General features: G+C 60.8%; 21 protein-coding genes. 8 read left to right on the top strand and 13 right to left on the bottom strand.

Going from position 1 to position 24577, the window contains the following annotated elements; translation table 11 throughout:
* Positions 1–69: 69 nt before the first annotated feature.
* Both KHO07_RS03670 and KHO07_RS03665 read right to left on the bottom strand, forming a co-directional pair.
* A complete protein-coding gene (locus KHO07_RS03670; RefSeq protein ID WP_212626491.1) occupies positions 70–1125 on the bottom strand; it encodes an ABC transporter substrate-binding protein in 1056 nt (351 codons plus the stop codon).
* Between the two features lie 148 nt (positions 1126–1273).
* Positions 1274–2764 (bottom strand): aldehyde dehydrogenase, encoded by a 1491-nt coding sequence (locus KHO07_RS03665; RefSeq protein ID WP_212626490.1) that lies wholly within the window; start codon positions 2762–2764, stop codon positions 1274–1276.
* 229 nt (positions 2765–2993) lie between these two features.
* Here KHO07_RS03665 and KHO07_RS03660 point away from each other — a divergent pair, with 229 nt between their 5' ends.
* Positions 2994–3914 (top strand): LysR family transcriptional regulator, encoded by a 921-nt coding sequence (locus KHO07_RS03660; protein ID WP_150734674.1) that lies wholly within the window; start codon positions 2994–2996, stop codon positions 3912–3914.
* A 96-nt stretch (positions 3915–4010) separates the two neighbouring features.
* Here KHO07_RS03660 and argE read toward each other — a convergent pair whose 3' ends face one another.
* From argE to KHO07_RS03630, 6 genes are all read right to left on the bottom strand, one after another.
* On the bottom strand, positions 4011–5174 hold the full coding sequence (gene argE, locus KHO07_RS03655; protein ID WP_212626489.1) for an acetylornithine deacetylase: 1164 nt from the start codon (positions 5172–5174) through the stop codon (positions 4011–4013).
* The gene (locus KHO07_RS03650) at positions 5167–5844 is read right to left on the bottom strand and encodes a DUF1028 domain-containing protein (RefSeq protein ID WP_212626488.1); all 678 of its coding nucleotides are present in this window, start codon (positions 5842–5844) and stop codon (positions 5167–5169) included. The genes argE and KHO07_RS03650 overlap by 8 nt, the downstream gene beginning before the upstream one ends.
* A 117-nt stretch (positions 5845–5961) precedes the next feature.
* On the bottom strand, positions 5962–6321 hold the full coding sequence (locus tag KHO07_RS03645; RefSeq protein ID WP_212626487.1) for a DUF6124 family protein: 360 nt from the start codon (positions 6319–6321) through the stop codon (positions 5962–5964).
* Between the two features lie 466 nt (positions 6322–6787).
* Complete coding sequence (hrpB, locus tag KHO07_RS03640) at positions 6788–9304, bottom strand: ATP-dependent helicase HrpB (protein ID WP_212626486.1); 2517 nt, start codon at positions 9302–9304, stop codon at positions 6788–6790.
* Between the two features lie 42 nt (positions 9305–9346).
* On the bottom strand, positions 9347–10099 hold the full coding sequence (locus KHO07_RS03635) for a nucleotidyl transferase AbiEii/AbiGii toxin family protein (RefSeq protein WP_150734670.1): 753 nt from the start codon (positions 10097–10099) through the stop codon (positions 9347–9349).
* Positions 10093–11094, bottom strand: coding sequence for a hypothetical protein (locus tag KHO07_RS03630; RefSeq protein WP_212626485.1), 1002 nt, complete (start codon positions 11092–11094; stop codon positions 10093–10095). The genes KHO07_RS03635 and KHO07_RS03630 overlap by 7 nt, the downstream gene beginning before the upstream one ends.
* Before the next feature lie 281 nt (positions 11095–11375).
* On the opposite strand from KHO07_RS03630, the gene KHO07_RS03625 reads away from it, so the two are divergent.
* Both KHO07_RS03625 and KHO07_RS03620 read left to right on the top strand, forming a co-directional pair.
* Complete coding sequence (locus KHO07_RS03625) at positions 11376–11795, top strand: polyribonucleotide nucleotidyltransferase (protein WP_212626484.1); 420 nt, start codon at positions 11376–11378, stop codon at positions 11793–11795.
* Positions 11796–11824: 29 nt separating this feature from the next.
* Complete coding sequence (locus KHO07_RS03620) at positions 11825–12733, top strand: cation diffusion facilitator family transporter (RefSeq protein WP_212626483.1); 909 nt, start codon at positions 11825–11827, stop codon at positions 12731–12733.
* Here KHO07_RS03620 and KHO07_RS03615 read toward each other — a convergent pair.
* Positions 12715–13746 carry a DUF6515 family protein gene (locus KHO07_RS03615; protein ID WP_212626482.1) on the bottom strand — a complete coding sequence of 344 codons (1032 nt, stop codon included), beginning with the start codon at positions 13744–13746 and terminating at the stop codon, positions 12715–12717. The genes KHO07_RS03620 and KHO07_RS03615 overlap by 19 nt on opposite strands.
* Positions 13747–14182: 436 nt before the next feature.
* Here KHO07_RS03615 and KHO07_RS03610 point away from each other — a divergent pair, with 436 nt between their 5' ends.
* The gene (locus KHO07_RS03610) at positions 14183–14662 is read left to right on the top strand and encodes an Lrp/AsnC family transcriptional regulator (protein WP_007937367.1); all 480 of its coding nucleotides are present in this window, start codon (positions 14183–14185) and stop codon (positions 14660–14662) included.
* Positions 14663–14910: 248 nt separating this feature from the next.
* Positions 14911–15120, top strand: a complete 210-nt coding sequence (locus KHO07_RS03605) for a DUF2788 domain-containing protein (RefSeq protein WP_150734665.1) — start codon at positions 14911–14913, stop codon at positions 15118–15120.
* Here the strand turns inward: KHO07_RS03605 and KHO07_RS03600 are convergent.
* From KHO07_RS03600 to KHO07_RS03585, 4 genes are all read right to left on the bottom strand, one after another.
* Positions 15115–15750: a pseudouridine synthase gene (locus KHO07_RS03600; RefSeq protein ID WP_244858264.1), complete on the bottom strand. Its 636-nt coding sequence runs from the start codon at positions 15748–15750 to the stop codon at positions 15115–15117. The two genes, KHO07_RS03605 and KHO07_RS03600, sit on opposite strands and share 6 nt — an antisense overlap.
* A gap of 71 nt (positions 15751–15821) precedes the next feature.
* On the bottom strand, positions 15822–17321 hold the full coding sequence (gene amn, locus KHO07_RS03595) for an AMP nucleosidase (protein WP_191635258.1): 1500 nt from the start codon (positions 17319–17321) through the stop codon (positions 15822–15824).
* Between the two features lie 82 nt (positions 17322–17403).
* The gene (locus KHO07_RS03590; protein ID WP_212626481.1) at positions 17404–19053 is read right to left on the bottom strand and encodes an acyl-CoA dehydrogenase family protein; all 1650 of its coding nucleotides are present in this window, start codon (positions 19051–19053) and stop codon (positions 17404–17406) included.
* 74 nt (positions 19054–19127) lie between these two features.
* Positions 19128–21512, bottom strand: coding sequence for a hybrid sensor histidine kinase/response regulator (locus tag KHO07_RS03585; RefSeq protein WP_212626480.1), 2385 nt, complete (start codon positions 21510–21512; stop codon positions 19128–19130).
* 281 nt (positions 21513–21793) lie between these two features.
* Here KHO07_RS03585 and KHO07_RS03580 point away from each other — a divergent pair, with 281 nt between their 5' ends.
* Genes KHO07_RS03580 through hemL form a run of 3 tightly spaced genes read left to right on the top strand, consistent with a single transcriptional unit; the run spans position 21794 to position 24546 of the window.
* On the top strand, positions 21794–22591 hold the full coding sequence (locus tag KHO07_RS03580) for a hydroxymethylpyrimidine/phosphomethylpyrimidine kinase (RefSeq protein ID WP_212626479.1): 798 nt from the start codon (positions 21794–21796) through the stop codon (positions 22589–22591).
* Positions 22592–22623: 32 nt separating this feature from the next.
* Positions 22624–23247, top strand: coding sequence for a thiamine phosphate synthase (gene thiE / locus KHO07_RS03575; protein WP_075949081.1), 624 nt, complete (start codon positions 22624–22626; stop codon positions 23245–23247).
* Positions 23248–23262: 15 nt separating this feature from the next.
* Positions 23263–24546 carry a glutamate-1-semialdehyde 2,1-aminomutase gene (gene hemL / locus KHO07_RS03570; protein ID WP_150734660.1) on the top strand — a complete coding sequence of 428 codons (1284 nt, stop codon included), beginning with the start codon at positions 23263–23265 and terminating at the stop codon, positions 24544–24546.
* Positions 24547–24577 lie beyond the last annotated feature (31 nt).

The raw sequence follows: 24577 nt of genomic DNA, 5'->3' as shown, positions 1-24577 counted from the left end.
GCCTCCGCGTGGAAGGCAGGGATGAACATCGCGACTCATCCTTGAGTGGCGATTGAAGACAACAGCGGCTTAGCGGGCCGCCCAGGCGTTGAAACGCTCCTCAAGCTCTTCGCCGTGATCGACCCAGAACGTGGCATCCACCAGTTGACCTTCAGACAAATTGGCTTGAGCCGTGGGCAGTTGGGCGAGCGTGTCGGCCGGCAGTTGCGCCAGGACATCCTTGCGGATCGGACCGTAGGGAATCTGCGTGGAGAACGACTTCTGACCGCTCGCCTGGCTGGCAAACACGATGAAGCGCTCGGCCAGCGCCTTGTTCGGACTGCCGCGAACGATGGCCCAGTGATCAGGATCGTAGAGGTGACCGTTCCAAGAGATGGCCAGTTTCGAACCTTCCTTTTGCGCCACGGCAATCCGGCCGTTGTAGGCGGCCGACATCACCACGTCACCGGCCGCGAGCCATTGCGGTGGCTGGGCGCCGGCTTCCCACCACTGGATCGAGGGCTTGATCTGGTCGAGCTTGTGAAACGCCCGATCCACGCCTTCCTTGGTGCCCAGCACTTTGTACAGGTCATCCTGCTTGACCCCATCGGCGAGCAGCGCCACTTCCAGCGTGTACTTGGCGCCTTTGCGCAGACCACGCTTGCCGGGGAATTGCTGCAGGTTCCACATGTCCGCCCACGACGTTGGCGCCGCAGCCACCTTGTTCGAGTTGTAAGCGAGCACCATCGACCACACGTAACTGGCCACGCCGCACTCGCTGACCGCGCCCGGCAAATAGTTTTTTGAATCGCCGATCAGCGCCGGGTCCAGGCGCTCGAACAGCCCTTCTTCGCAGCCGCGCAGCAGCTCAGGGCTTTCAACTTCGACGACGTCCCAGCTGACCTGGCCGACATCGACCATGGCTTTGACTTTGGACAGTTCACCGCTGTACTCGCCGACCACAACTTTGCCGGCACCACTTTGTTCGAAGGGTTTGAAATAAGCCCCCTCTTGCGCGGCCTTGGTCGCGCCACCAAATGAAATAACCGTGAGACTTTCGGCCTGTGCAACTAACGGCACCGTACCGACCAGAAGCGCAGTTAAACCCGCCGCTGCTGCAACACTCGAAGTTGAATATTTGAACATGGAAGCTCCCTCACTTTTTAATTGTGATTAGTTACTGAGGCAGTCACGACCACGCGGCCGCAAGTACGCGCACTACAAGCCGCGCGAGAACATCTTTTTATTCTTTAACCGCACGCCAATAACGTGCGGCTATTCACTCAGGAAACACTCAACGCAATTGAAACCAGGTGGTTTTCAACTGGGTGTACTTATCAAATGAGTGCACTGACAGGTCCCGGCCGAAACCCGATTGCTTGCCACCACCGAACGGCACGCTGACATCGAGGGCATCCACGGTATTCACCGAAACCGTGCCGGCCTTCAGTGCACGCGCCACTCGGTGTGCGCGATTCAGGTCATCGCTCCACACCGAAGCGGCCAGGCCATAGATGCTGTCGTTGGCCAGGCGCACCGCTTGCTCTTCGCTGTCGAAGGTGGAAATCGCCAGCACCGGCCCGAACACTTCTTCGCGGGAGAGGTGCGAGTCATGATCGACGTCGGCAAAAATGGTCGGCTCGATAAAGTTGTCGGAGCCGTTGAAGCTCAAGCGACGGCCACCGGTAAGCAGTCGGGCGCCGTCTTCGTGGGCGCGCTCGATAAAATTCATCACCCGTGATGCCTGTGCCGAATCGACAATGGCGCCAGCGGCGCTCGCAGGATTCAGTGGATCGCCGGGCATCCAGGCTTTGGCTTTCTCCAACAGACGCTCGATAAACTCATCTTTGACCGAGTTCTGCACATACAGCCGCGAGTTGGCCGAGCACACCTCGCCCTGATTGAAGAAGATGCCGAACGCCGCTTTCTCTGCGGCCAGATCCAGATCCCGGCAATCGTCGAACACCAGGCTCGGGCTCTTGCCACCGCATTCAAGCCAGACTTGCTTGAGGTTCGATTGCGCGGCGTATTGCATGAAGTATTTGCCGACCTGAGTCGAGCCGGTGAACACCAGGCAATCGACATCGGGGTGCAGGCCCAACGCCTTGCCGGCGGACTCGCCCAGCCCCGGCAGCACGTTCAGCACGCCAGGTGGCAAACCGGCTTCCAGCGCCAACTCGCCCAGACGCAGCGCCGAGAACGGCGATTGCTCGGCGGGCTTTAGCACCACGCTATTGCCGGCCGCCAGCGCCGGGGCCAATTTCCAGGCGGCCATGTCGAGCGGGAAGTTCCACGGCACGACGGCCGCAACGACACCCAGCGCTTCACGGGTGATGGTCGCCAGCGCCGATGACGCGGTGGGCGCGACCTGATCATAGAGCTTGTCCAGTGACTCGCCGTACCAGGCGAACACATGGGCGGCACCGGGGACGTCGATGTTGTAGGCGTCCATCACGGGCTTGCCCATGTTCAGCGAATCCAGCAGCGCAAGCTCTTCACGGTGAGCCAGCACCAGCTCGGAAAGACGCAACATCACCCGCTTGCGCTCGACCGGCGCCATCCGTGCCCACGGGCCTTCGTTGAAGGCGCGACGTGCACTGCGCACGGCCAGTTCCACTTCCACTTCGCCACACGCGGCGACACGGGCAAGCAACTGATGGGTCGCCGGGTTGATCGAATCGAAGGTCGCACCTGAAGCGGCAGCGACCTGCCGGCCATCGATCAAGGCTTTATCAGAGAAGGTTTGCCGGGCAGCTCGTTGCTGCCAATAGTCGAGGTCGAACACGCTACGCTCCCTTTACGACCGCCTGGGTGGTCGGGGTTGTTATCAGAGGTTGTAGAGATAGTGCGGCAACCGTACGCAGAGGAAAATTATTAAAAATGTGCTCGGGGTATAAGAAAAAACTGGGTAAGCGCTGACCCAGTCCGGAACCCGCATAGGGTAAGGTTCAGTCAAACATCTGTGCGGCGGCCATTCGGTCTTGCAGCGCTAAACAAAGCAGAACGAGGTGCGTGTGGCTTCCTATACATTGCGGCAACTCAAGTATTTCGTCACAACGGTAGAAGCCGGTAGCGTCGCCGAAGCCTCGCGACAGCTGTACATCGCGCAGCCCTCGGTTTCCACCGCGATCAAGAGTCTGGAAGAGTCGTTCAACGTCCAGCTGTTCATCCGCCACCACGCCCAGGGCGTATCCCTGACGCCCACCGGCACGCGCTTCTACCACAAGGCGCAAGAACTGCTGCGGATGGCCAGGGAATTTGAACAGAATGCGCTGGCGGATAACGACACCGTGTCCGGTCAAATCGACATCGGCTGCTTCGAGACCGTCGCGCCGTTGTATTTGCCACAACTGATCGCCGGCTTTCGCAAGCTCTACCCGGGTGTGGACATCCGCATCCGCGATGGCGAACAACAAGAGCTGGTGCAAGGCCTGACCGCAGGCACTTTCGACGTGGCCTTCCTCTACGATCACGGGCTGGACGGCACCATCCAGACCACGCCGCTGATGCCACCGCAAAAGCCTTACGTCCTGTTGCCTGAAGGCCACCGCTTCGCCGACCAGAAAGAAGTATCGCTGCGGGATTTGTGCAGCGAGCCGATGATTCTTCTTGATGTGCAACCGAGCCGGACTTACTTCGTGAGCCTGTTCCACGAACTGGACCTGACGCCCAACATCGTGTTCAGCTCACCTTCGATCGAGATGGTGCGCGGCATGGTCGGCCAGGGTTTCGGCTTCTCGATCCTGGTGACCCGCCCGCATTCGGAATGCACTTACGATGGCAAGAAGGTGATCTCGGTGAACATCAAAGAACCGGTGACAATGTCCGGCCTGGCGTCCGCTCACCTCAAACGCAGCCAACTGACCAAGCCTGCGCAGTTGTTCGTGGACTTCTGCCGCGAACAACTGAGCCAGAAAGTCGCAAGCTCCCTGTAGGAGCGAGCCTGCTCGCGATGGACTTGAGAGCGCCGCGTTAAGCCAGTAAACACGCGTCATCGTTAACGACCATCGCGAGCAGGCTCGCTCCCACAATTAAATCTCGCCACTCAGGTAGTCAGCCAACCGCAGCAACATCGCATCGCAACCACTCAACTGCGCCAGCGCAATGAACTCATCAGGCTTATGCCCTTGATCCATGCTGCCCGGCCCACACACCACAGTGGGTATCCCGGCCTGGTCAAACAGCCCGCCCTCGGTACCAAACGCGACCGTGCCAAACGCTGAAGAATTGCTCAACAGCGCCAGCAACCGCGCCGCGTCACTCTCGGGCGGTGTCGCCAAACCGGGGTAAGCGCTCAGTGGCCGCAATCGAATATCCGTGTCCGCCTGCACCGCGCGCATCTTCGGCAGCACATGTTCCTCGGCGTAGGTTTGGAGCTGGTCCGCAACGACTTGAGCATCAAAGTCCGGCAGCGCCCTGACCTCAAAATCGAACTCGCATTCAGCAGGAACAATATTCAACGCCCGGCCACCTTTGATCACACCCGTTTGCACCGTCGAAAACGGCGGATCGAAACGTTCGTCGTGATGATCAGGATGCGCGAGCCCGGCACCGATGACGCCCAACTGGCCAATCAACTGCGCGGCATATTCAATCGCGTTCACGCCGTACGGCGCATACGCCGAATGGCAGGCGGCACCGCGCACCTCGCAGCGCATCGCCAACTTGCCCTTGTGACCCAGCACAGGTTTCAGCTCCGTCGGCTCGCCGATCAGGCACAGTTTGGGCTTGAATGGCCGCTTCTCCAGCTCGGCCAGCATGGGCCGGACACCCAGGCAGCCGATTTCCTCATCGTAGGAAAAGGCCAGGTGCACCGGACGCCGAAGCGGACGCTGCACGAAGGTCGGCACCGCCGCGAGCACCGAGGCGATGAAGCCTTTCATGTCCGCGGTGCCACGGCCGTACAGGCGCCCGTCCTTTTCCGTCATCTGGAACGGATCGACCGTCCAGGCCTGCCCGTCAACCGGTACCACATCGGTGTGGCCCGAGAGCACGACGCCACCGGATTTGAGCGGGCCGATGGTCGCGAACAGATTGGCCTTGGTGCCTTCTTCGTTGAAGAACAGCTCACTCTGCACACCATGCCTGGCCAGATACGCCTCGATGAAACGAATCAATTCCAGGTTGGAATCGCGGCTGACGGTGGCGAAACCGATCAGGCGTTCCAGCAGGTCGCGACTGGACGCCTCACTCATCGCCCGGCACTCCGTAGCTCGGTGCCGTCGTCGGGTTGAGTGCGCGCGTCAGGTAGTCCTGCATTTGTGGTCGATAGGCTTGCCAGAGGCCATCCAGCTGCCCGATGGGATCTTCCTCGGCCCAGTCGACCCGCAAGTCGATGATCGGCCACGTGTGATCACCCACCACTTTCAGCGCAGCGGAATGCACCGGCCCCGCCTCACCACCGGCCGTCATCGCCGCGTGCATGGCCGCCAGCAAACGGTCCGCCAACTGACCCGGCTCAGCCTCGAACGCCTCGACCATCGCCTCGATGACCTGCACATCGCTGAGCAAATTACCCGCCGCGACACACTGCTCGCCTTTCACCGCGTTGTGTACACCCAGCGACTCCTTGCCGCTGAACAGCGCAATCCGGCCCGACGCATCGATCACCGTCACTTGTCGGTACTGGCTCCAGCCATTGGACGTCAGCGCCCTGTCCAGCGCCGCTTCAGGTTCCAGATGCTGATGCTCCAGCAAATCCAGGATCTGCGGCCCCAGCGCCGGCAGCGTAATGTTCTGCGTAGACACCGCACCGACACCCGCCCGCGCCCATGGGCAGCGAGCGCCCACCGCAATGCTTGAAGAGCTGATGGCAATACCGAGCTGCCCGGTTTCAGGGCAGCGTCCGATAATCGAGAACGTCATGACTCACTCCTTAAAATTCCAATGCACGCGCAACTGCATTCTGTGCATGCACTGGAATGGGAGAAAGCAGGTTTTTTGTGGCTTTGGGGAAGGAAAAAACTGGTCAGGCCTGACGTGCTACTCAGGCGGATCAATCTGATCCAGCACCCGATTGGCGGTGATCTCCGCCAGCATCACGCTGTTGGAAATCCCCAGCAGGGCATTGCGCGACCCGCCGTCCAGGTGATCGACCAATTGATGGACCATGACGTCGATCGAGGCCAGGGTTTCGACCAGATAAACCGCAAGGGTTTCGGTGGAGGCCTGGGGGTCGACGGTAAACAGCGTACTGACGGAGCGCGGCGTGGCCTTGATGTCGGCGGTCGAGGGGAAGTGGAAGCTGAGGGCGCGTTCGGCGGCCTCGTTGAGTTTTTTCGAATCGGGTTCGTACGGGGATGCCGGATCGGTTTCCGGCGGATTTGGCGTTACCTTGAACATAATTGCGTCCCTTCTGAAGTAGGGCTGCAACCATCTCGCTACTAAACGAAAGGGTGGCAGCGGTGCGCAAGTTAGTAGACCGGCAAGGGAAAGCAAAAACCGGCGCGTCCGAGGACGCCATGCGCACAGCTGCCATAGAGTGCAGGTGATTACCTGACTGATGACGCTCGTGCGACCGCTTTACCTTAGCCGGGCTACTAAACCCGATCACTGATGAGCAGTGACACGAATCAAGTTACCGATGGCCCCCAGAGCGCACAAGCCGGCGGATTCTGGCGTACCCGTAGGCAACGGCGCAAGGTCTTGTAGCTTGCAGGAAGTATCCTTAAACGCCTTTCAACACGGACCATCCAGCGGAAAATCTGTAGGAGCGAGCTTGCTCGCGAAAGGCTCAAGGGCACCGCTGTGCATCTGGTTTTACGCGTTATCGTTTACGACCATCGCGAGCAAGCTCGCTCCTACAGGTTTACTTGCGCGGTTTGATCCGCGCAGTGGCTTCAGCCACCAAGGGATCATCCGGCCAATAGTGCTTCGGGTAGCGCCCCTTCAAATCCTTCTTCACCTCGGCGTAGGTGCTGCGCCAGAAGTTCGCCAGATCCTGCGTCACCTGCACCGGTCGCCGCGCCGGGGATAACAGATGCAGCTTGACCACTTGCCGGCCGCCGGCGATGCGCGGGGTTTCGGCGAGGCCGAACAGCTCCTGCAAACGCACCGCGAGAATCGGTGGTTGCTCGCTGTAATCCAGACGAATCGATGAGCCCGACGGCACGCTCAAGTGATGCGGCGCCTGCTCATCGAGCCGTTGCGGCAGCGGCCACGGCAGCAGGTTGTGGACGATGCTCGACAGGTCGAGGTTGGCGAAGTGGCTAAGCCGCGAGACCTTGCCCAGATACGGCATCAGCCAATGTTCGAGTCCCTTGAGCAACGCCGCGTCGCTGACGTCCGGCCATTCGCTTTCGCCCTTGCCGGCCATATCCAGCTGACGCAACAACGCCACCCGCGCCTGCCACTGACGCAGCTCCGGCGTCCACGGCAACAGCTCCAGGCCTTTGCGTCGCACCAGGTTGACCAACGCCTGGCTGCGGGCGGTTTCGTCGAGGCCGGTCAGCGGCTCGCGGCTGAGGATCAGCTCGCCGACCTTGCGCTGGCGTTCGGCGCGCAACACGCCTTCGCGCTCGTCCCAATCCAGTTGGTCGACAACGCGCACCTGTTCGGCCAGCACTGAATCGAACAGCGCCGGGTCGAAATCCGCGGCCAGATAAATCCGCTCTTCACGCTGCCCCTGACGACTGCCGAGGTCGGCGATCACCAGCCACGCTTGCTTCATCAAACTGTCCGCTTCGGCGAACAACGCCGCGCGACCGTTGGCCAGTCGATACTCGGCGCCACCGGCACGGCGCTGCTGGGCGACGCGGTCGGGATAGGCCAGCGCCAGCAGCGCGCCGAGCCAACGCGGATGATCGGGATCGCTGACCGGCTCCGACGCCTTGCCCCGCAGATAACCGCGATACTGCCGCGCCAGCTGTCGCGCTCGCTGCACGCCACCCTGAGCACCGCGTGCGGCGCGCTCTTCGCCAGACAAGAGCACCAATCGGCTGTGCAGATCCGCGCCAGCACCGCGCAAGATATCGCGCTCGCCGAGCAATGCCGCGACGTCACACGCCATGTCGGCCAAACCGAGCGCCTGGCCGCGCAACAGCAAATGGGCGATGCGCGGATGCGCCGGCAGTTCGGCCATGGCCTGACCGTGGCGGGTCAGCGCATCGCCCTCCAGCGCGCCCAAGCGTTCGAGCAAATCCTGAGCCTGTGCATAAGCGGCTGCCGGTGGAACGTCCAGCCAAACCAACTGGCCCGGCGTCACGCCCCAACGACCAAGTTGCAAGGCCAACCCGGCGAGGTCCGCCGACAGAATTTCCGCACTGCCGTAGGCCGCCAGTTGCTCGTGCTGATCCTGCGACCACAAGCGATAACACACGCCCGGTTCCAGTCGCCCGGCCCGGCCCGCGCGCTGCGTGGCGCTGGCCTTGGAAATGCGCTGGGTGTCGAGGCGGGTCATGCCGCTGCCGGGATCGAATCGTGGCACCCGCGCCAGCCCGGCATCGATCACCACGCGCACGCCATCGATGGTCAGGCTGGTCTCGGCGATGTTGGTGGCCAGCACGACTTTGCGCTTGCCCGGTGGCGCCGGATCAATCGCCGCACGTTGCGCGGCGAGGTCCAGTTCACCGTGCAACGGGCAAAGTAAAACCTGAGGGTTATCGCCCAGCGCATCAGCCAATTGCTGATGCACGCGCCGGATTTCCGCCTGCCCCGGCAGAAATACCAGCACGCTGCCGGTTTCGTCGTTCAAGGCTTCGAGGATGGTCTGCACCAGTCTCGGCTCGATGAATTCACCGGCCTGAAACGGTCGGCCCCAGCGCATCGCCACCGGGTACATGCGCCCCTCGCTGCGCAGGATTGGCGCATCGTCGAGCAACCCGGCCAGACGTTCGCCTTCGAGCGTTGCCGACATCAAGAGGATTTTCAGCGGCTGGTCGTCACGGAACAGTTCCCGACCGTTCAGGCTCAGGGCCAACGCCAGATCGGCGTCGAGACTGCGTTCGTGAAATTCATCGAAGATCAGCAACCCCACGCCGTCCAGCGCCGGGTCGTCCTGCAAGCGCCGGGTGAGAATGCCTTCGGTGACCACTTCAATTCGAGTCTTGGGACCCACCTTGCTGTCGAGCCGAATGCGATACCCCACGGTCTCGCCAACTTTCTCACCCAGCTCACTGGCCAACCGCTCCGCCGCCGCCCGCGCCGCCAGGCGACGCGGTTCGAGCATCAGGATGGTTTGCCCGGCCAGCCAAGGCTCATTGAGCAAGGCCAACGGCACGCGGGTGGTTTTACCGGCACCGGGCGGCGCTTCGAGCACGGCTTCATGGCGCGTAGCGAGGGCTGCACGCAGGGCGGGTAAAACTTCATCGATCGGCAAAGAAATCATGCTGGCTCCCAAACAAGCCGCGCAGTATAGCGACGAACAGCCCTATACCTTGAATGCTGAACGTATGCGCTCTGCGACTTCAGTGATAGTGACACCACGCAGCCCCACGGCTTTCATATCGACGTCCAGAGAGGGCATAACGTCGAGAAAGCTTCGCAAGTCGTTTGCGATGCTTTCCGGCAGATCAACATCTGATTCCGCCGAAAGAAGACGAGACAGAAGCAAAACGTCCTTCAAGTGTTTATTGCTTTTGCGGCCCGCCCCCTCCTCCACGCAATCCGGATGACTGAGATTGGTCCATGCCTGCGCCTTGAGCGGAATAAGCCGGTCAACGCCGATGTAGGCGAGATCGTTCGTATGATTGCGACCCGCGACGATGAAGCTGTAATAAGCATCGTCGAGCAAAATGGCCGATAAATCGGAAATCTCTCCATCGATTGGAACCGGGGTCAGATCAGCATTTTCTGGCAGCGTTAAACCGTCGGGTGCCCTTGAGAACAATTCTAGAAGAACCGGGTAACGTTCATCAGAAGGCTTGCCGAACCTGTACCGCTTTGACGGACCATCAAGCTCCTGTCGCTCGGTATAACCTCCGCGCTTGATGAACTCCCAGAACTCGGCACAGAACACTTCATCCAATGCTTCGATGATGAGCACGATGTCCAGATCTCGCGTTGATCGGAACTCAATGCCCGCCTCCTCAAGAGTAAGGCTGGCTGCAACGCCGCCGATGAGCACATATCGGTCCGCATGGCCGGCAAAGGCTTCGCGGAAGGTATCCAATCCTTTTACCATTCGATCTTCTCCATCATTTCATCAAGGCTCAGTTGAACCCGGTCGTCGACGTTGTTCCTCAGGCTCAGATAAAGAGACAGAGGATCGACGCTTTCTGGTGACATCGGAATTCGGGTTTGCCCTGTAATGTGATCAGGGGAATAGCTCCAGATCTCGACCTCAACGACCGGTTTGTCGAATGGGTCAACTTCCGCGCGACCGGAGCGAGCGACTTCCAAATCCCAACTTTCTTTGGTGAATGCAATAACGGGTATTGACGGCTCGTCCAGCAAGGACAGCCTGCTGAGCGCGGACAATCCTGCGACTCTTTGCGCCACGGGTTGCCAATCTGCATACACCACCCGCTTCACCGGGCTTTGCAGAACCGGCAGGGATTTTTCCCATAGGGTTTTAGGCGCAGCAACGAAACGCCAGAGTATTGATTTGCTACTGGATACCGGCTCTATCAATCCGAACGAATGAAGCTCTTTCATCGCCCTGGATATCGTCATTTTGGAGTAGAGGTCTGCGTCGACCAGATCGGTCCCCCGGAAGGTTTCATTCTCCTCCCAGCCTCGATTGAGGGTTGCGATGAGCACAGCCTGGCTAGCCGGGCTCAAGACAGTTTTTGCTGCCTGCCTGCTGCGATAGAACTCACGCATATCAAGCCCGAGCTGCGGTGCGAACAATTGGTTGCCAGGAACAACGAATTGAACACCGGCCTCAATAAGACGCTTGCGCTCAAATGACTGGAGTGCGCCGGTCGCATAGAGAATCGGGTGATCGATGATTTTTTTCAGAATGTCGATGTGCTTGCGAATCTTCGCTGCATTTTCGAAGGGCTCATGAGCGAGTAACACCACGCATTGACACCCATGCAATGTCACTACGTCGAAGGCGTACTCATCCAAGAGATAAAAAGGCAAGCCCTTGGATTTCGTCCAACGCTTAATCTCGGGCTTTACCCCGAAAATCAACTCGAAATAATTTTGAATCTCTTGCCGGCTAGTTCTCATCTCAGCACCAAGCAACACGATTGACGCACAGTAACAGCGCAAATGTTACCGTACAACTATCATGTTACAACTCAAAACAGTTTGCCTAATCGCACACCAATACAGCTTCATGGCGCGTAGCGAAGGCTTCACGCAGGTCGGGTAAAACTTCATCGATCGGCAAAGAAATCATGCTGGCTCCCAAACAGAGCGGCGAGTATAACGGCGAACTGCTCAGTGTTCGTTGCGGTCCTAATTCATATCGACGACGCTTCGTTTTGAAATTACCCAGGAGATTTCATATGCGTGTTCCCTTTCGCCTGATCGGCGGTGTTTTGGTCGCGACCTTGCTGACTCAACTGACCGCCTGCGGTTCGATTTTCTATCCCGATCGCCGTGGCCAGATCGACGGCAAGATCGACCCGGCGATTGCCGTGCTCGATGCCGTGGGGCTGCTGTTCTACATCGTTCCCGGCCTGATCGCGTTTGCGGTGGACTTCGCCACGGGCGCGATTTACTACGCACCGGGCGAGACCGCCCAGGTCGCCCCGGAAAAACTCCAGGAGGCCATCGGCGCCGACGGCAAGGTCGATAACCTCAAGTTGCAGACTATTCTGGAACGTGAGACGGGCCGCAGCCTGCCGCTGGACGATCCGCGCCTGATCCAGCACAAGGGCAGCACCCAGCAACTGGCCCTGCTTGGCCTGCAACCTGCCGCGTAATCGGTGCACTTGAAGGAACGACCGCACTCATGATCTCCAGCTCCGAACACGCCCGCCTGCTGCGGCTGGCGACCCGTGCCTCGGTGGCGGTGGCTTGCGCGTTGATCATCGCCAAAGCCATCGCCTGGTGGCTAAGCGGTTCGGTGAGCATGCTCGCCGGGTTGACCGACTCGGCACTCGACGGCGTCACCTCGCTGCTCAACTTGCTGGCGGTGCACTACGCCTTGCGCCCGGCCGATGACGATCATCGCTACGGGCATGGCAAGGCTGAATCACTGGCCGGCATGGCGCAGGCGCTGTTCATCGGCGGCAGTGCGGTGCTGATTGCGTTGCAGGCGTACGAACGTGTCAAGCATCCGGAACCGGTGGGCGCGCCGTGGATCAGCATTGGCGTGATTATCTTTTCGCTGGCCCTGACCCTGGCACTGCTGATGTTGCAGCATCGAGTGGTCAAGGCCACCGGCTCCAACGCGGTGCGCGCCGACTCCCTGCATTACCGCTCGGACATGCTGCTCAACGGCAGCATTCTGGTGGCGCTGGTATTGGCCGGATTTGGCTGGCATCAGGTCGACGCCTGGTTCGGCTTGGGAATTGCCGCGTATATTTTCTGGAGCGCGGTGACGATCGCCCGGGAAAGTTTTGCGGTATTGATGGATGAAGAACTGCCGCCGGATGTCAGCCAGCACATGCTGGAACTGGCGTGCAGCGTGCCGGGGGTGCTGGGCGCGCATGATTTGCGTACGCGGATTTCCGGCAACCAGTGGTTTGTGCAGTTGCACCTGGAACTGCCGGGGGAATTGACCTTGTCAGTCGCCCACAGCATCAGCGATCAGGCCGCCGATGCGATTCACGCCGCTTACCCGCGAGCCGAAGTGCTGGTGCACGCCGACCCGCAGGAAGTGGTGAATGCCGCCCGGGCTCAGAACGTCACGCGATAACCTCGACTGCTCAGGCAACCGCCCTGGGCTTGCCGGTAGGTTTGCACGACGGTCGGGTCCGGTTGATAGGTGTCGACACGCGGGTCGAAACCACTCTGCTCGACCGCCCAGCGGTAGCAATCGTAGCCATCCTGATTGACCTGCTCCGGCGACTGGCCGTTGGCCGGGTAGGCTTCAACGTCGATGCCATTTCCGGTTGCCAGCGGCTGTCCGGGCGGCTCGACCACCACGTAATCCCTAGTGCTCTCCTGATAGGCGTAGTACGAACCGGCCGCCAGGAACAACAGCGAGCCACCGATCCAGACTTCTCGGGCGTAATCAGGCAAATACTGGATGCGAATCCCGCGCGGCGGTTGCACCACCACGTAACGCGGGCCTTGCGGGCGATACCAGTAGCCACCGGAGTAGAAATAATCGCGACCGCCATAAGGCACGCGATAGTCACGATCAGGAAAGCGGTCGATCACATGCCCCGGCCGATACTGGGGGCCAGGTCCCCAGCCATTGCCGTGACCGCTCGGGCGACCTTGCCACTTGTCGTTACCGTTGGACGGTGCGCCTATGTAGCCATTCCAGTGCGGGTTGGGATCGTTGCGCCGCGGTTCGTCCTTGTAGTACCCACGGCGCGGCTCTTGGGTTTGCTGCACGGTGTCGGGCCGAGGCTGAATGGGCAAATCATTGGCCGGCAGTTGCGGCGGTGGTGGCGGCGAACGTACCCGGCTGTTGTAGTCGGGCGGTGGACGGCTCTGCCATTGGCCGTTGTTCTGGTTTTGATTCTGGCCTTGACCGTTGTGTTCGAACTGGCGGCTGTTGTCGCCACGGATGATGTCGTTGTTCTGTGGGCGCGGCTGATTGTTGCCGCCGTGCCCCTGATTATTGTTGCCCTGACGACCGCCGTCTCCATGCTGGCCGCCATCGGGGCCACGGTTCTGCGGCTCATCGGCCAGCGATTGCACAGTCACACTGACACACAGCAAACCAACACCGGCCAAACGCCAGATGCGCGACTTCATGCTTTTCCTCACTGCGGGTTAGGGCTTGTACGTAAGACTGGAAATGCACAGGCCGGTTCTGCAACAGGTTATCAGTCGCGAAACTTATTTATTGAGGGGGAAACGGCAAATTTCGGGCAAGAAAAAGGGGAGACCCGTCGGCCTCCCCTTGAGAACTTCGTCCGTGCTCGACGCTTATGACGTCGGCTCACCTCACGCCGTCTTCTGGACAGTGTGTAGCTCGGGGGCCTGCGCATCCCCGGTGGGGGTGGCGGCCGCGACTGGCCTGATTGGGCGAGTCGCACTGGACTGTTTGTCCGAGCAGTGATTCTGGTGATAAGAATAGGCTCGAGTCGCCGGCAGAGGATTGCGAAGATTGCTGAAATAAACATCACTTGCGCAATTTTTAACCCTGGATAGATAATCTGCCGCAATAGATACGACAAGGGACCGTTTGATGAGCAAACTCGACCGATACGACCTGAGCATTTTGGCTGAATTGCAGCGCGATGCGCGCATCTCCAATCAGGAGCTGGCCGAACGCATCGGCCTGTCACCTTCGCCCTGCTCACGTCGCGTCAAGCAACTGGAAGACGACGGCTACATCTCCCGCCAGGTCGCCCTGCTCGACCGCAAGATGCTCGGCCTGAGTCTGACCGCTTACGTGCTGATCGGCATGGACCGGCACACCCCGGAGCGATTCGAGAATTTCGAAGCGGCGATTCGTACCTTGCCGCAAGTGCTGGAATGCAGCCTGGTGACCGGGATGGATGCGGACTACCAGCTCAAGGTGGTGGTGCCGGACATGGATCATTATCAGAAGCTGCTACTGGGGCATTTGACGCGCATTGAAGGCGTGACCAGTGTTCGGTCGAGTTTTGTGTTGAATCAGGTTTTGAACAGCACCGAACTGCCTTTGACTCATTTGCGCAGCTAAATAGAGGGTTGTGGGGCTGACTGTGGCGAGGGAGCTTGCTCCCGCTCGGCTGCGAAGCAGTCGCAAGCCCGACACATGCGGTGTGCCTGAGATAACTCGATTGCAGATTTCAGGGCCGCTCCGCGTCCCGGCGGGAGCAAGCTCCCTCGCCACAGCCGCGACACACTGCCGCAGGCCAATACTGCACGCAATCTGCAAGGCGTATACTCCACGCGCCCTTTTAGCCTCGCCTGCGCTGGAGAAGTTCGATGGATCCTGCTGTATTCGAAGAGTGGATGATGACCGGACTGGTCAGCATCCTGATCATTTTCATGGGTTTCATCGTCTGGGATCTGGCGAAGAAGTCCAAGGCCGGGCGTTTCGGCTCATTCATTCTGTTCTTCGTGCTGGGCCTGGGCGTGGCGGCGTTCGTGATCAAGAGCGTGGTGATCGGCATGATCGAATCCGGCTCTTTATAAGCGCGCCGGCACTTCCTTCCACTGGCCCTGATCGAGCCCTTCGATCGTCCAGTCGCCGATCCTGACCCGCACCAGCCGCAACGTCGGCAAGCCCACCGCTGCCGTCATGCGCCGCACCTGACGGTTGCGACCTTCGCGAATCACCAATTCCAGCCAACAGGTCGGCACGCTTTTGCGAAAGCGTACTGGCGGATTGCGCGGCCACAACTCAGGCTCTTCCAATTGCCGCGCCTCGGCGGGCAAGGTCATGCCGTCGTTCAATTCAACGCCGTCGCGCAAACGCTGCAACTGCTCGGCGCTCGGCTCGCCCTCCACTTGCACCCAATAAGTCTTGGCCAGTTTGTGCTTGGGGTCGGCGATGCGCGCCTGAAGCTGACCGTCGTTGGTCAGCAGCAGCAAGCCTTCGCTGTCGCGGTCCAGTCGCCCTGCCGGGTAGATCCCGGGAATCTCGATGTAATCCTTGAGTGTCGCGCGCCCTTCGCCGTCGCTGAATTGCGTCAGCACATCGAACGGCTTGTTGAACAGGATCAGCTTCGGCTCGGCCGGTGGTGCCTTGGCAACACGACGCGCGGCTGAGGGAGATGGCTTCGCGCCAGGGCGGCGGGAAACGGGACGTTGTGGACGGGACATGGCGAAGAGAACATCTAGCGGTCAGGGCCCACTATGCTAGTGGCCTGACCGCCAAATGACCACGAGAACAATCAGCGGAACGGCGGCTCGTCGAAGCTACGCAGTTTGCGCGAGTGCAGCGAATTGAGTTCGGTGCGCAACAGATCCACCGCTTCGATACCGATCTTCAGATGCTGGCTGACAGCGCGCTCATAGAAGGCGTTGGCCGAGCCCGGCAACTTGATCTCGCTGTGCAGCGGTTTGTCCGAAACGCAGAGCAACGTGCCGTAAGGCACCCGCAAACGATAACCCTGGGCGGCGATGGTGCCGCTTTCCATGTCCACCGCCACGGCGCGGGACAGGTTGATCAGCGGTCGCTCCTGAGCCCAACGCAACTCCCAGTTACGGTCGTCGTAGGTCAACACGGTGCCGGTGCGCAGGCGCTTCTTCAGTTCGTCGCCCTTCTCGCCGGTGATGTTTGCCGCCGCTTGCTGCAAAGCCATCTGCACTTCGGCCAGGGCCGGGATCGGAATGTTCGGCGGCACTACCCGGTCGAGAATCCCGTCGCGACGCATGTAAGCATGCGCCAGCACGTAGTCGCCAATCGTCTGCGACTGACGCAAGCCGCCGCAGTGACCGATCATCAGCCAGCAATGTGGACGCAGCACGGCCAGGTGGTCGGTGATGTTCTTGGCGTTGGACGGGCCGACGCCGATATTCACCAGCGTCACGCCGTGGCCGTCGGTGGCGATCAGGTGATAGGCCGGCATCTGGTAGCGGTGCCAGACCACACCGGCGGCAATCGCCGAGGCTTCGCCGTGATCCATGCTCTTTTCGATGATCACGTTGCCCGGCAACACCATGCGCACGAAACGCGGATCGCTGCGCAACTGCTCCAGGCCATGGACGATGAACTGGTCAACGTAACGGTGGTAGTTGGTCAGCAGGATCCACGGCTGCACATGGCGCCAGTCGCTGCCGGTGTAATGCACCAAGCGGCGCAGGGAGAAATCCACTCGCGCGGCGTCGAACAACGCCAGCGGCAGCGGATCGGTGTTTTCCCAATCGTACAGGCCATCGGCGATGCCATCAGTGGCGGCCGACAGATCAGTGCTCGGGAACACCCGCGCCAGCACGGCAGCGGTCACGCCGGAGCCGGCCAGCTCATCGCCCTGCTCAACCACGTACGGATAAGGAATGTTTTGCTGGCTGACACCGACTTCCACGGTCACGGTGAAGTCGTGCATCAACGGCACGAGCTGTTCCAGCAGGTATTTACGAAAAGCCGCCGGATGGGTAACGGTGACGCTGTAGGTACCTGGCAACTGCACCTTGGCGTAGGCGCGGGTGGTCTGCGGGACTTCGCCCTGGCAATGGTAGGTCAGGCGCAATTCGGGATAACGAAACAGAGCACGCTGCTCGGCATCGGGCTCGACACGATCCTTGAGGTAGCGCTTGAGCGCCTGATTGAGCGCGGTGGTTGCACGATTGTGCAAAAGCGCAAGCCGATCCACGGCTTGCTCGGCGGTTTGAACGACAATAAAAGCTTCGGTCACGATCAGCATCCTGTGTTCTGACTTGCAGAGCTTCATCTTGCCTGCATCGCTGCTTCACGGGAACAGTGGCCACAATACAATTGCCTTGAACACCGCTCCCACAGGGGGCCGATGGTGATCAGAAACCTTGCGGAGTCGAACGGGCGACAATCGCTTCCACATCCAGGCCCCGCGGCAACGCGCCGTAAACCCGGCCACCGCCATTCAGGCGGCTGGCGATAAAAGCATCACTGACCGCCGAATTCCCCGCTTCCAGCAACAGCTTGGCCTGCAACCCAAGCGCAATGTCTTCGGTCAACTGCCGGGCGCGATATTGAATGTCAGTGGTGTCCTTGAACGCCGCCTGCAATTGTTGGATGTGCGCAGCCAGGCGTTTGTCGCCGTGCCCGTCGCCCAATTCGCTGAACAACGCATCCAGCACACCCGGTTCTTTCGACAGCGCGCGCAGCACGTCAAGGCATTGCACGTTGCCGGAGCCTTCCCACGTCGAGTTGACCGGCGCCTCGCGGTAGAGGCGCGGCAGGATGCTGTCTTCGACATAACCGGCACCGCCCATGCATTCGGCGGCTTCGTTGATCATGGCCGGCGCGCGCTTGCAGATCCAGTACTTGCCCACCGCCGTCACCAGGCGGGCGAATTTGGCTTCCTGGGCATCGTCCAGATGATCCAGCGCCCGGCCCATGCGCAAACTCAACGCCAGCGCCGCTTCGCTTTCCAGCGCCAGGTCCGCCAGCACGTTTTGCATCAAGGGTTGTTCGCTGAGCAATCTGCCGCCCACCGAGCGGTGAGCGCAGTGATGGCTGGCCTGGGTCAGCGCCTGGCGCATCAGGGAACTGGAACCGACCATGCAATCGAAGCGGGTCATGGCAACCATTTCGATGATCGTCGGCACGCCGCGCCCCTCTTCGCCGACCATCCATGCCAGCGCGCCCCGGAATTCCACTTCGCTGGAAGCGTTGGAGCAGTTGCCGAGTTTGTTTTTCAAACGCTGGATGTAGAACTGATTGCGCGTGTCATCCGGACGATGGCGCGGCAACAGGAAACAGGTCAGGCCCTTGTCGGTCTGCGCCAGGGTCAGGAAGGCATCGCACATCGGCGCCGAGCAGAACCACTTGTGCCCCACCAGTTCGTAGGCCTGGCCCGGACCGCTGGCACCCACCGGATAGGCCTTGGTGGTGTTGGCGCGCACATCGGTGCCGCCCTGTTTCTCGGTCATGGCCATGCCAATGGTCACCCCCACCTTGTGGGCCATGCCGACGTTACGCGGGTCATACTCAGTGGCGAGGATTTTCGGCAGCCATTGTTCCGCCAGATCCGCTTGCAGACGCAGCGCCGGGACACTGGCGAAGGTCATGGTCAACGGGCAACCGCTGCCGGCTTCGGCCTGACTGTGCAAATACGTCATGGAGGCGCGGGCCACGTGGGCGCCGGACTGCGGATGGGCCCAGGGCAACGAGGTCAAGCCATGCTCGACCGCCGTGCGCATCAGCTCGTGATAAGCCGGGTGGAACTCCACCAGGTCGATGCGGTGCCCGTATCGATCATGGCTGCTGAACACCGGTTTGTTCTGATTGGCCAGAAACCCGGCTTCCATCAACGGTCCACCGGCCAGTGCGCCATACGCGTCGATCCGCGACTCGGCCCAACCGGCACCGAAACGCCGCGACCACTCCTGTAACGGCAAGTCGATGCGATACAGGTTGGCACCGTCCAGTGACGGCGGCTGATTGGTGACTTCGTGGGTTTCGGCGAACTGATGCAGGTTCATGACGGGGCTCCTTTGGTCAGCCAAGGGATTTCAGTTAAGCACCGCCCCCCGGCTGAAAAAAGTGTCATACCCGCCTAACTGTCGGCGCTTTCGCCCTGTTGAGAACAGAGCACCCGGCGGTAGAGCGCCACCTGCAAGTCTTCGAACTTCACCGGTTTGCTCAGGTAATCGATCAGCGCACCGGTCGGACAGCGCTCGCGATCCACACCCTGGGCAATCACGAACACCGGCAATTGCGAACAACCCGGCAACGCGCGAATCTGGCAGCACACGGATACGCCGTCCATTGGCTGCAACTCGTAATCGAGCAACACGGCGTCCACCGTTTCACGCTGCAGGAAATCCAGCGCAGCGCTGGCGCTGTCAGCGGTGCGCACGCGAAACCCGAGCTTGAGCAACATGCCGCGCATCACCAATTGGTTGACGTTGTTGTCATCGACCAGCAACACCGCGCAGTCCTGCGGCAGTCGCAGACGCGAAAGATCCTGGGGCATGAAGGACGAAGGAGGACGCTCCAGCGCCGGCACTTCAAACTCGACGTCGAGCTGGAAGCGACTGCCGCGCCCCGGCTCCGAGCGGTGCGTCAGGCGACCGCCGAGCAGTTCGACCAATTGGCGACAAATCGCCAGGCCGACCCCCAGACCTCCGTATTCACGGGTCATCGAGCCGTCGAGCTGGAAGAAGCGCTGGTACATCGTCGCCTCGCCCAGATCGGTGAAGCCGATACCGGTGTCGATCACCGCGAACGACAACGCCAGCCGATCGGGCGTGACTGTTTTTCCGGACACCCGCAATGCCAGCCCGCCGACCCGGGTGAACTTGATCGCGTTATCCAGCAGGCACTCCAGGCATTGCGCCAACTTGGCGCTGTCACCGTGCAAACGATCCGGCACACCGGGCGCCACATCGACCTTGAAATCCAGCGACTTGCTCGTCGCGTTGCCGTCGAACTGCACACGCAATGCCTCGACCAAGCCGCGCAAGCTGAACGTCGACGGCGATGCCTTAAGCTTGCCGGCCTGCAACTCGGTCAGGGTGAGGATGCCGTTGACCATGCGCATCATCTCCCGCGCCGATCCGGCAGCGGTTTGCTGATATTGCTCGAGCTCCGGCTCCATCTCGACGGTTTGCATCAGCTCCAGAGAACCGATCACGCCATTCATCGGCGTGCGCAGCTCGTGGGTCAAGGTGGCGAGGAATTCGTCCTTGAGCTTGTTGCTGTGGGCCAGTTGCTGATTGAGCACTTCAAGCTTTTGTCCTGCGTCGAACAGGGTTTGCGCCTGCTGTTCACGCATGGCGTTGATGCGGTCGGCCAGGGCCAGGGACAGTAGCGCCACTTCGATGGCCGAGCCGATCTGGCTGGAGTACATGGTCAGGAAGACGTTCGGCAGATACCCCAGCACCATCATCGTGTTGATGATGCCGCCAAGCAAAAATGCCGACCAGGCAATGATGAAGTACCGTGCAACCCGCAACCCGCGCAACCAGGCAAATATCCCGGCGGCGAAGATCACCACGGTGAAGGTCAGCGCCAGGGCTGTCGCCAGGCGCAGGGCCAGGGCATAACTGGTCATCAGCGACAGCCCGACCACCAGCGCACTGAACGCCACCAGCGCCAGCAGCAAGCGGTCGAGCCCGCGGCTGTGGGTCGACGTCTGCAAGAAACTGCGGGCGAACTGACTGCCGAACAACCCGGCACAGCCAATGAAAAACGGCGTCGCGGCATTCGCCCACCAGGGATTGTCCGGCCAGAAGTACTGCACGGCCGCGCCGTTCACCGACAGCTGATACAGACCGAACGAAGCGATATAGAAGATGTAATAGAGGTAGCTGGTGTCACGCACGCTGAGGTAGATGAACAGGTTGTAAATCAACATGCCCAGCAATACACCGTAAATCAGCCCCAGCACATAGAGCCGCACGGGCTGCTCTTCGAGGTAGGCCGTGCTCGACCACAACGTGACCGGCGCCTGGATCGAGCCCTGGCTTTGCAGGCGCAGGTACACGGTTTGCGTCTGGCCGGGCGTGAAGTCCAGATTGAACAGGTAGTTGTTCTGGCGAATCTCGCGACTGGCAAATGGCAAGGCATCGCCCGTCTGCCGGACCCTCTGATAGTCGCCGGCGGCATCGGGCAAATAGAGATCAAGGTGGTCGAGCGGCGGATAGGCCAGTTCCAGCAGCCAGGTGCGTTGCGCCGCCGGGTGGGTCGGGCGGTATTGCAGGTCGATTTTCAGCCAGAACACCGAGCGCGAATAGCCGGCGTTGAGCGTGGCTTGATCATGAGGCTGGAAGTTTCCGGCGGCCGCTTGCGCGCGCACCTGGGCAATGCTCGCCTGACCGTCTGCGTCTTCAAACACTTGCAGGGATCGGCCCAGGGGAAGGCTCTGTGTGAACTCATCGAATTCGACGGCGTTCGCCAAAAGGGGCAAACACAACAGCAACATCAGCAAATAGCGCATTTATGCCCCAGCGTGGCCTGACCGGTTCTGTCAGGAAGCCCCCCATTCCTTTTGAGTAGACGTAAAACCGGTGTTTTCTGTTATTTGTTTGGATCCACTCTAGCATAGCCGTTGATGGCTATTGAGCACTACAGGAATTTTTCCTACAAAGGCTCTAGAACGGGCGTTCCAGCGACACAAACAGCCACATGAGGGAGACTGTGGCGAGGGAGCCAGCTCCCTCGCCACAATGGCGTGTCGCTACACCCGGAAAAACATGTTTGGTGGTAAGCTCGCGCACCATGAATATCTACAGCTCTCGCCCCGTTGTCCTCTGTCTCTCCGGCCACGACCCAAGTGGTGGCGCCGGCTTGCAGGCAGATATCGAAGCCCTGCTCGCTCAGGGTTGCCATGCGGCTCCGGCCGTCACCGCCCTGACCGTGCAAGACACGGTCAATGTCACTGACTTCCGCGTCCTCGACCGTGAGTGGGTGTTGGCCCAGGCCAATGCCGTGCTCAACGACTCCGAAGTGGCGGCCGTCAAACTGGGCATGCTCGGTTCCCTGGAAATGGTCGACACCGTGGTCGAACTGCTTTCGGCTAACCCGCACCTGCCAGTGGTCTGCGACCCGGTGCTGCGCGCCGGCGGTGGCGGACGACTGGGCAAGGATGAGGTCGGCTACGCCATGCGCGAACGCCTGCTGCCGCTGTCAATCATCGCCACTCCTAACCTCCCCGAAGCCCGCATCCTCGCCGAACTGCCTGAAGGCACCGCGGACGAATGCGCTGAAAAACTGCTGCCGTTCGTCAAACACCTGCTGATCACCGGCGGTCACGGCGACGAGACTGAAATCCACAACCGCCTCTACACCCGCGACGGTCTGCGCGAAACCTTTATCTGCCAGCGCCTGCCGGGCAGCTATCACGGTTCCGGTTGCACCCTGGCCAGCGCGCTTGCCGGTCGTCTGGCACAGGGCGAAAACCTCGCCAGCGCCGTACAGACCGCGCTTAACTACACGTGGCGCACCCTGCGCGATGCCGAGCAGTTGGGCAAAGGTCAGTTCGTACCGCGTCGCTTGCCGCTGGATTTCTGTTCGTAACTTTCAATTAGTGATGCGGTGAGGCTTGCCTGATGAAACTACGTGGCCTGTACGCCATTACCGACAGCCAGCTACTGGCCGGTAGATTTCTTTCGTACGTGGAGGCGGCGCTGGAAGGCGGCGTCACCCTGCTGCAGTACCGCGACAAGAGCAGCGACGAGGCCCGTCGCTTGCGCGAAGCCGAGGCCTTGCGCAACCTGTGCGATCGCTACAAGACCCAGCTGATCATCAATGACGATGCCGAACTCGCCGCGCGCCTGAACGTCGGCGTGCATCTGGGCCAGACCGATGGCCCGCTGTCGCCGACCCGCGCACTGCTCGGTTCCAAAGCGATCATCGGCTCGACCTGTCACGCGCAAATCGAACTGGCTGAGCAAGCCACAAAAGAAGGCGCCAGTTACGTCGCCTTCGGCCGCTTCTTCAACTCCAACACCAAACCCGGCGCACCGACCTGCAGCCTCGATCTGCTCGACCAGGCCCGCAAGCAACTGCACCTGCCGATCTGCGCGATCGGCGGCATCACCCTTGATAACGCCGCGCCGCTGGTGGCCCACGGGGTCGATCTGCTGGCGGTGGTGCATGGCCTGTTCGGCGCCGAGAGCACGGCAGAAGTGACCCGCCGCGCCCGCGCCTTCAACGAATTACTGAAAATCTGATTTGAGAGCCCGATCATGTCTCGTTCCGAAACCCTGTTTGCCAATGCCCAGAAACACATTCCCGGTGGCGTGAACTCGCCGGTTCGCGCGTTCAAGAGCGTCGGCGGCACGCCGCTGTTCTTCAAACACGCCGAAGGCGCCTACGTCACCGACGAAGACGACAAGCGTTATGTGGATTATGTCGGCTCCTGGGGCCCGATGATCCTCGGCCACAGCCACCCGGACGTGCTGGACGCAGTGCGCAAGCAGCTGGAGCACGGCCTGTCCTACGGCGCGCCGACCGAGATGGAAACCCAGATGGCGGATCTGGTCTGCTCCCTCGTGCCGTCGATGGAAATGGTGCGCATGGTCAGCTCCGGCACCGAAGCGACCATGAGTGCGATCCGCCTGGCCCGTGGTTTTACCGGTCGCGACAGCATCATCAAGTTTGAAGGCTGCTACCACGGTCACTCCGACAGCCTGCTGGTCAAGGCCGGTTCCGGCGCCCTGACCCAGGGCGTACCGAGTTCAGCCGGTGTGCCGGCGGCGTTCGCCAAACACACCCTGACCCTGCCGTTCAACGACATCGACGCCGTTGCAGCGATGCTCGCCGAAGTCGGCGAGGACGTGGCTTGCATCATCGTCGAGCCAGTGGCCGGCAACATGAACTGCGTGCCTCCGGCTCCGGGCTTCCTCGAAGGCCTGCGTACCCTGTGCGACAAGCACGGCGTGGTGCTGATTTTCGACGAAGTGATGACCGGTTTCCGCGTTGCCCTCGGTGGCGCCCAGGCTCACTACGGCGTAACACCGGACCTGACCACCTTCGGCAAGATCATCGGTGGCGGCATGCCGGTCGGCTGCTTCGGCGGCAAGCGTGAAATCATGCAGCGCATCGCTCCGCTGGGCCCGGTCTACCAGGCTGGCACGCTGTCCGGTAACCCGCTGGCGATGGCAGCCGGCCTGACTACCCTGCGCCTGATCAGCCGCCCGGGCTTCCACGCCGAGCTGACCGACTACACCACGCGCCTGCTCGATGGCCTGCAAGTCCGCGCCGATGCGGCGGGCATTCCGTTCGTGACCACCCAGGCCGGTGGCATGTTCGGCCTGTACTTCAGCGGTGCCGACGATATCGTGACCTTCGAAGACGTGATGGCCAGCGACGCCGCCCTGTTCGGTCGCTTCTTCCATCTGATGCTCGAAGGTGGCGTGTACCTGGCACCGAGCGCCTTCGAAGCCGGCTTCACCTCGATCGCCCACGGCGAAGCCGAACTGAAGCTGACCCTGGATGCCGCCGAGCGCGCATTTGCTGCACTGAAGTAACGCTGTTGTACTGACGCCGGCCAACGCCGGC

Origin of the sequence: Pseudomonas sp. PP3 (assembly GCF_905336995.1) — a bacterium.
Classification (GTDB): Bacteria; Pseudomonadota; Gammaproteobacteria; order Pseudomonadales; family Pseudomonadaceae; genus Aquipseudomonas; species Aquipseudomonas reinekei.
This window is presented reverse-complemented; position numbering and strand designations above follow the sequence as displayed.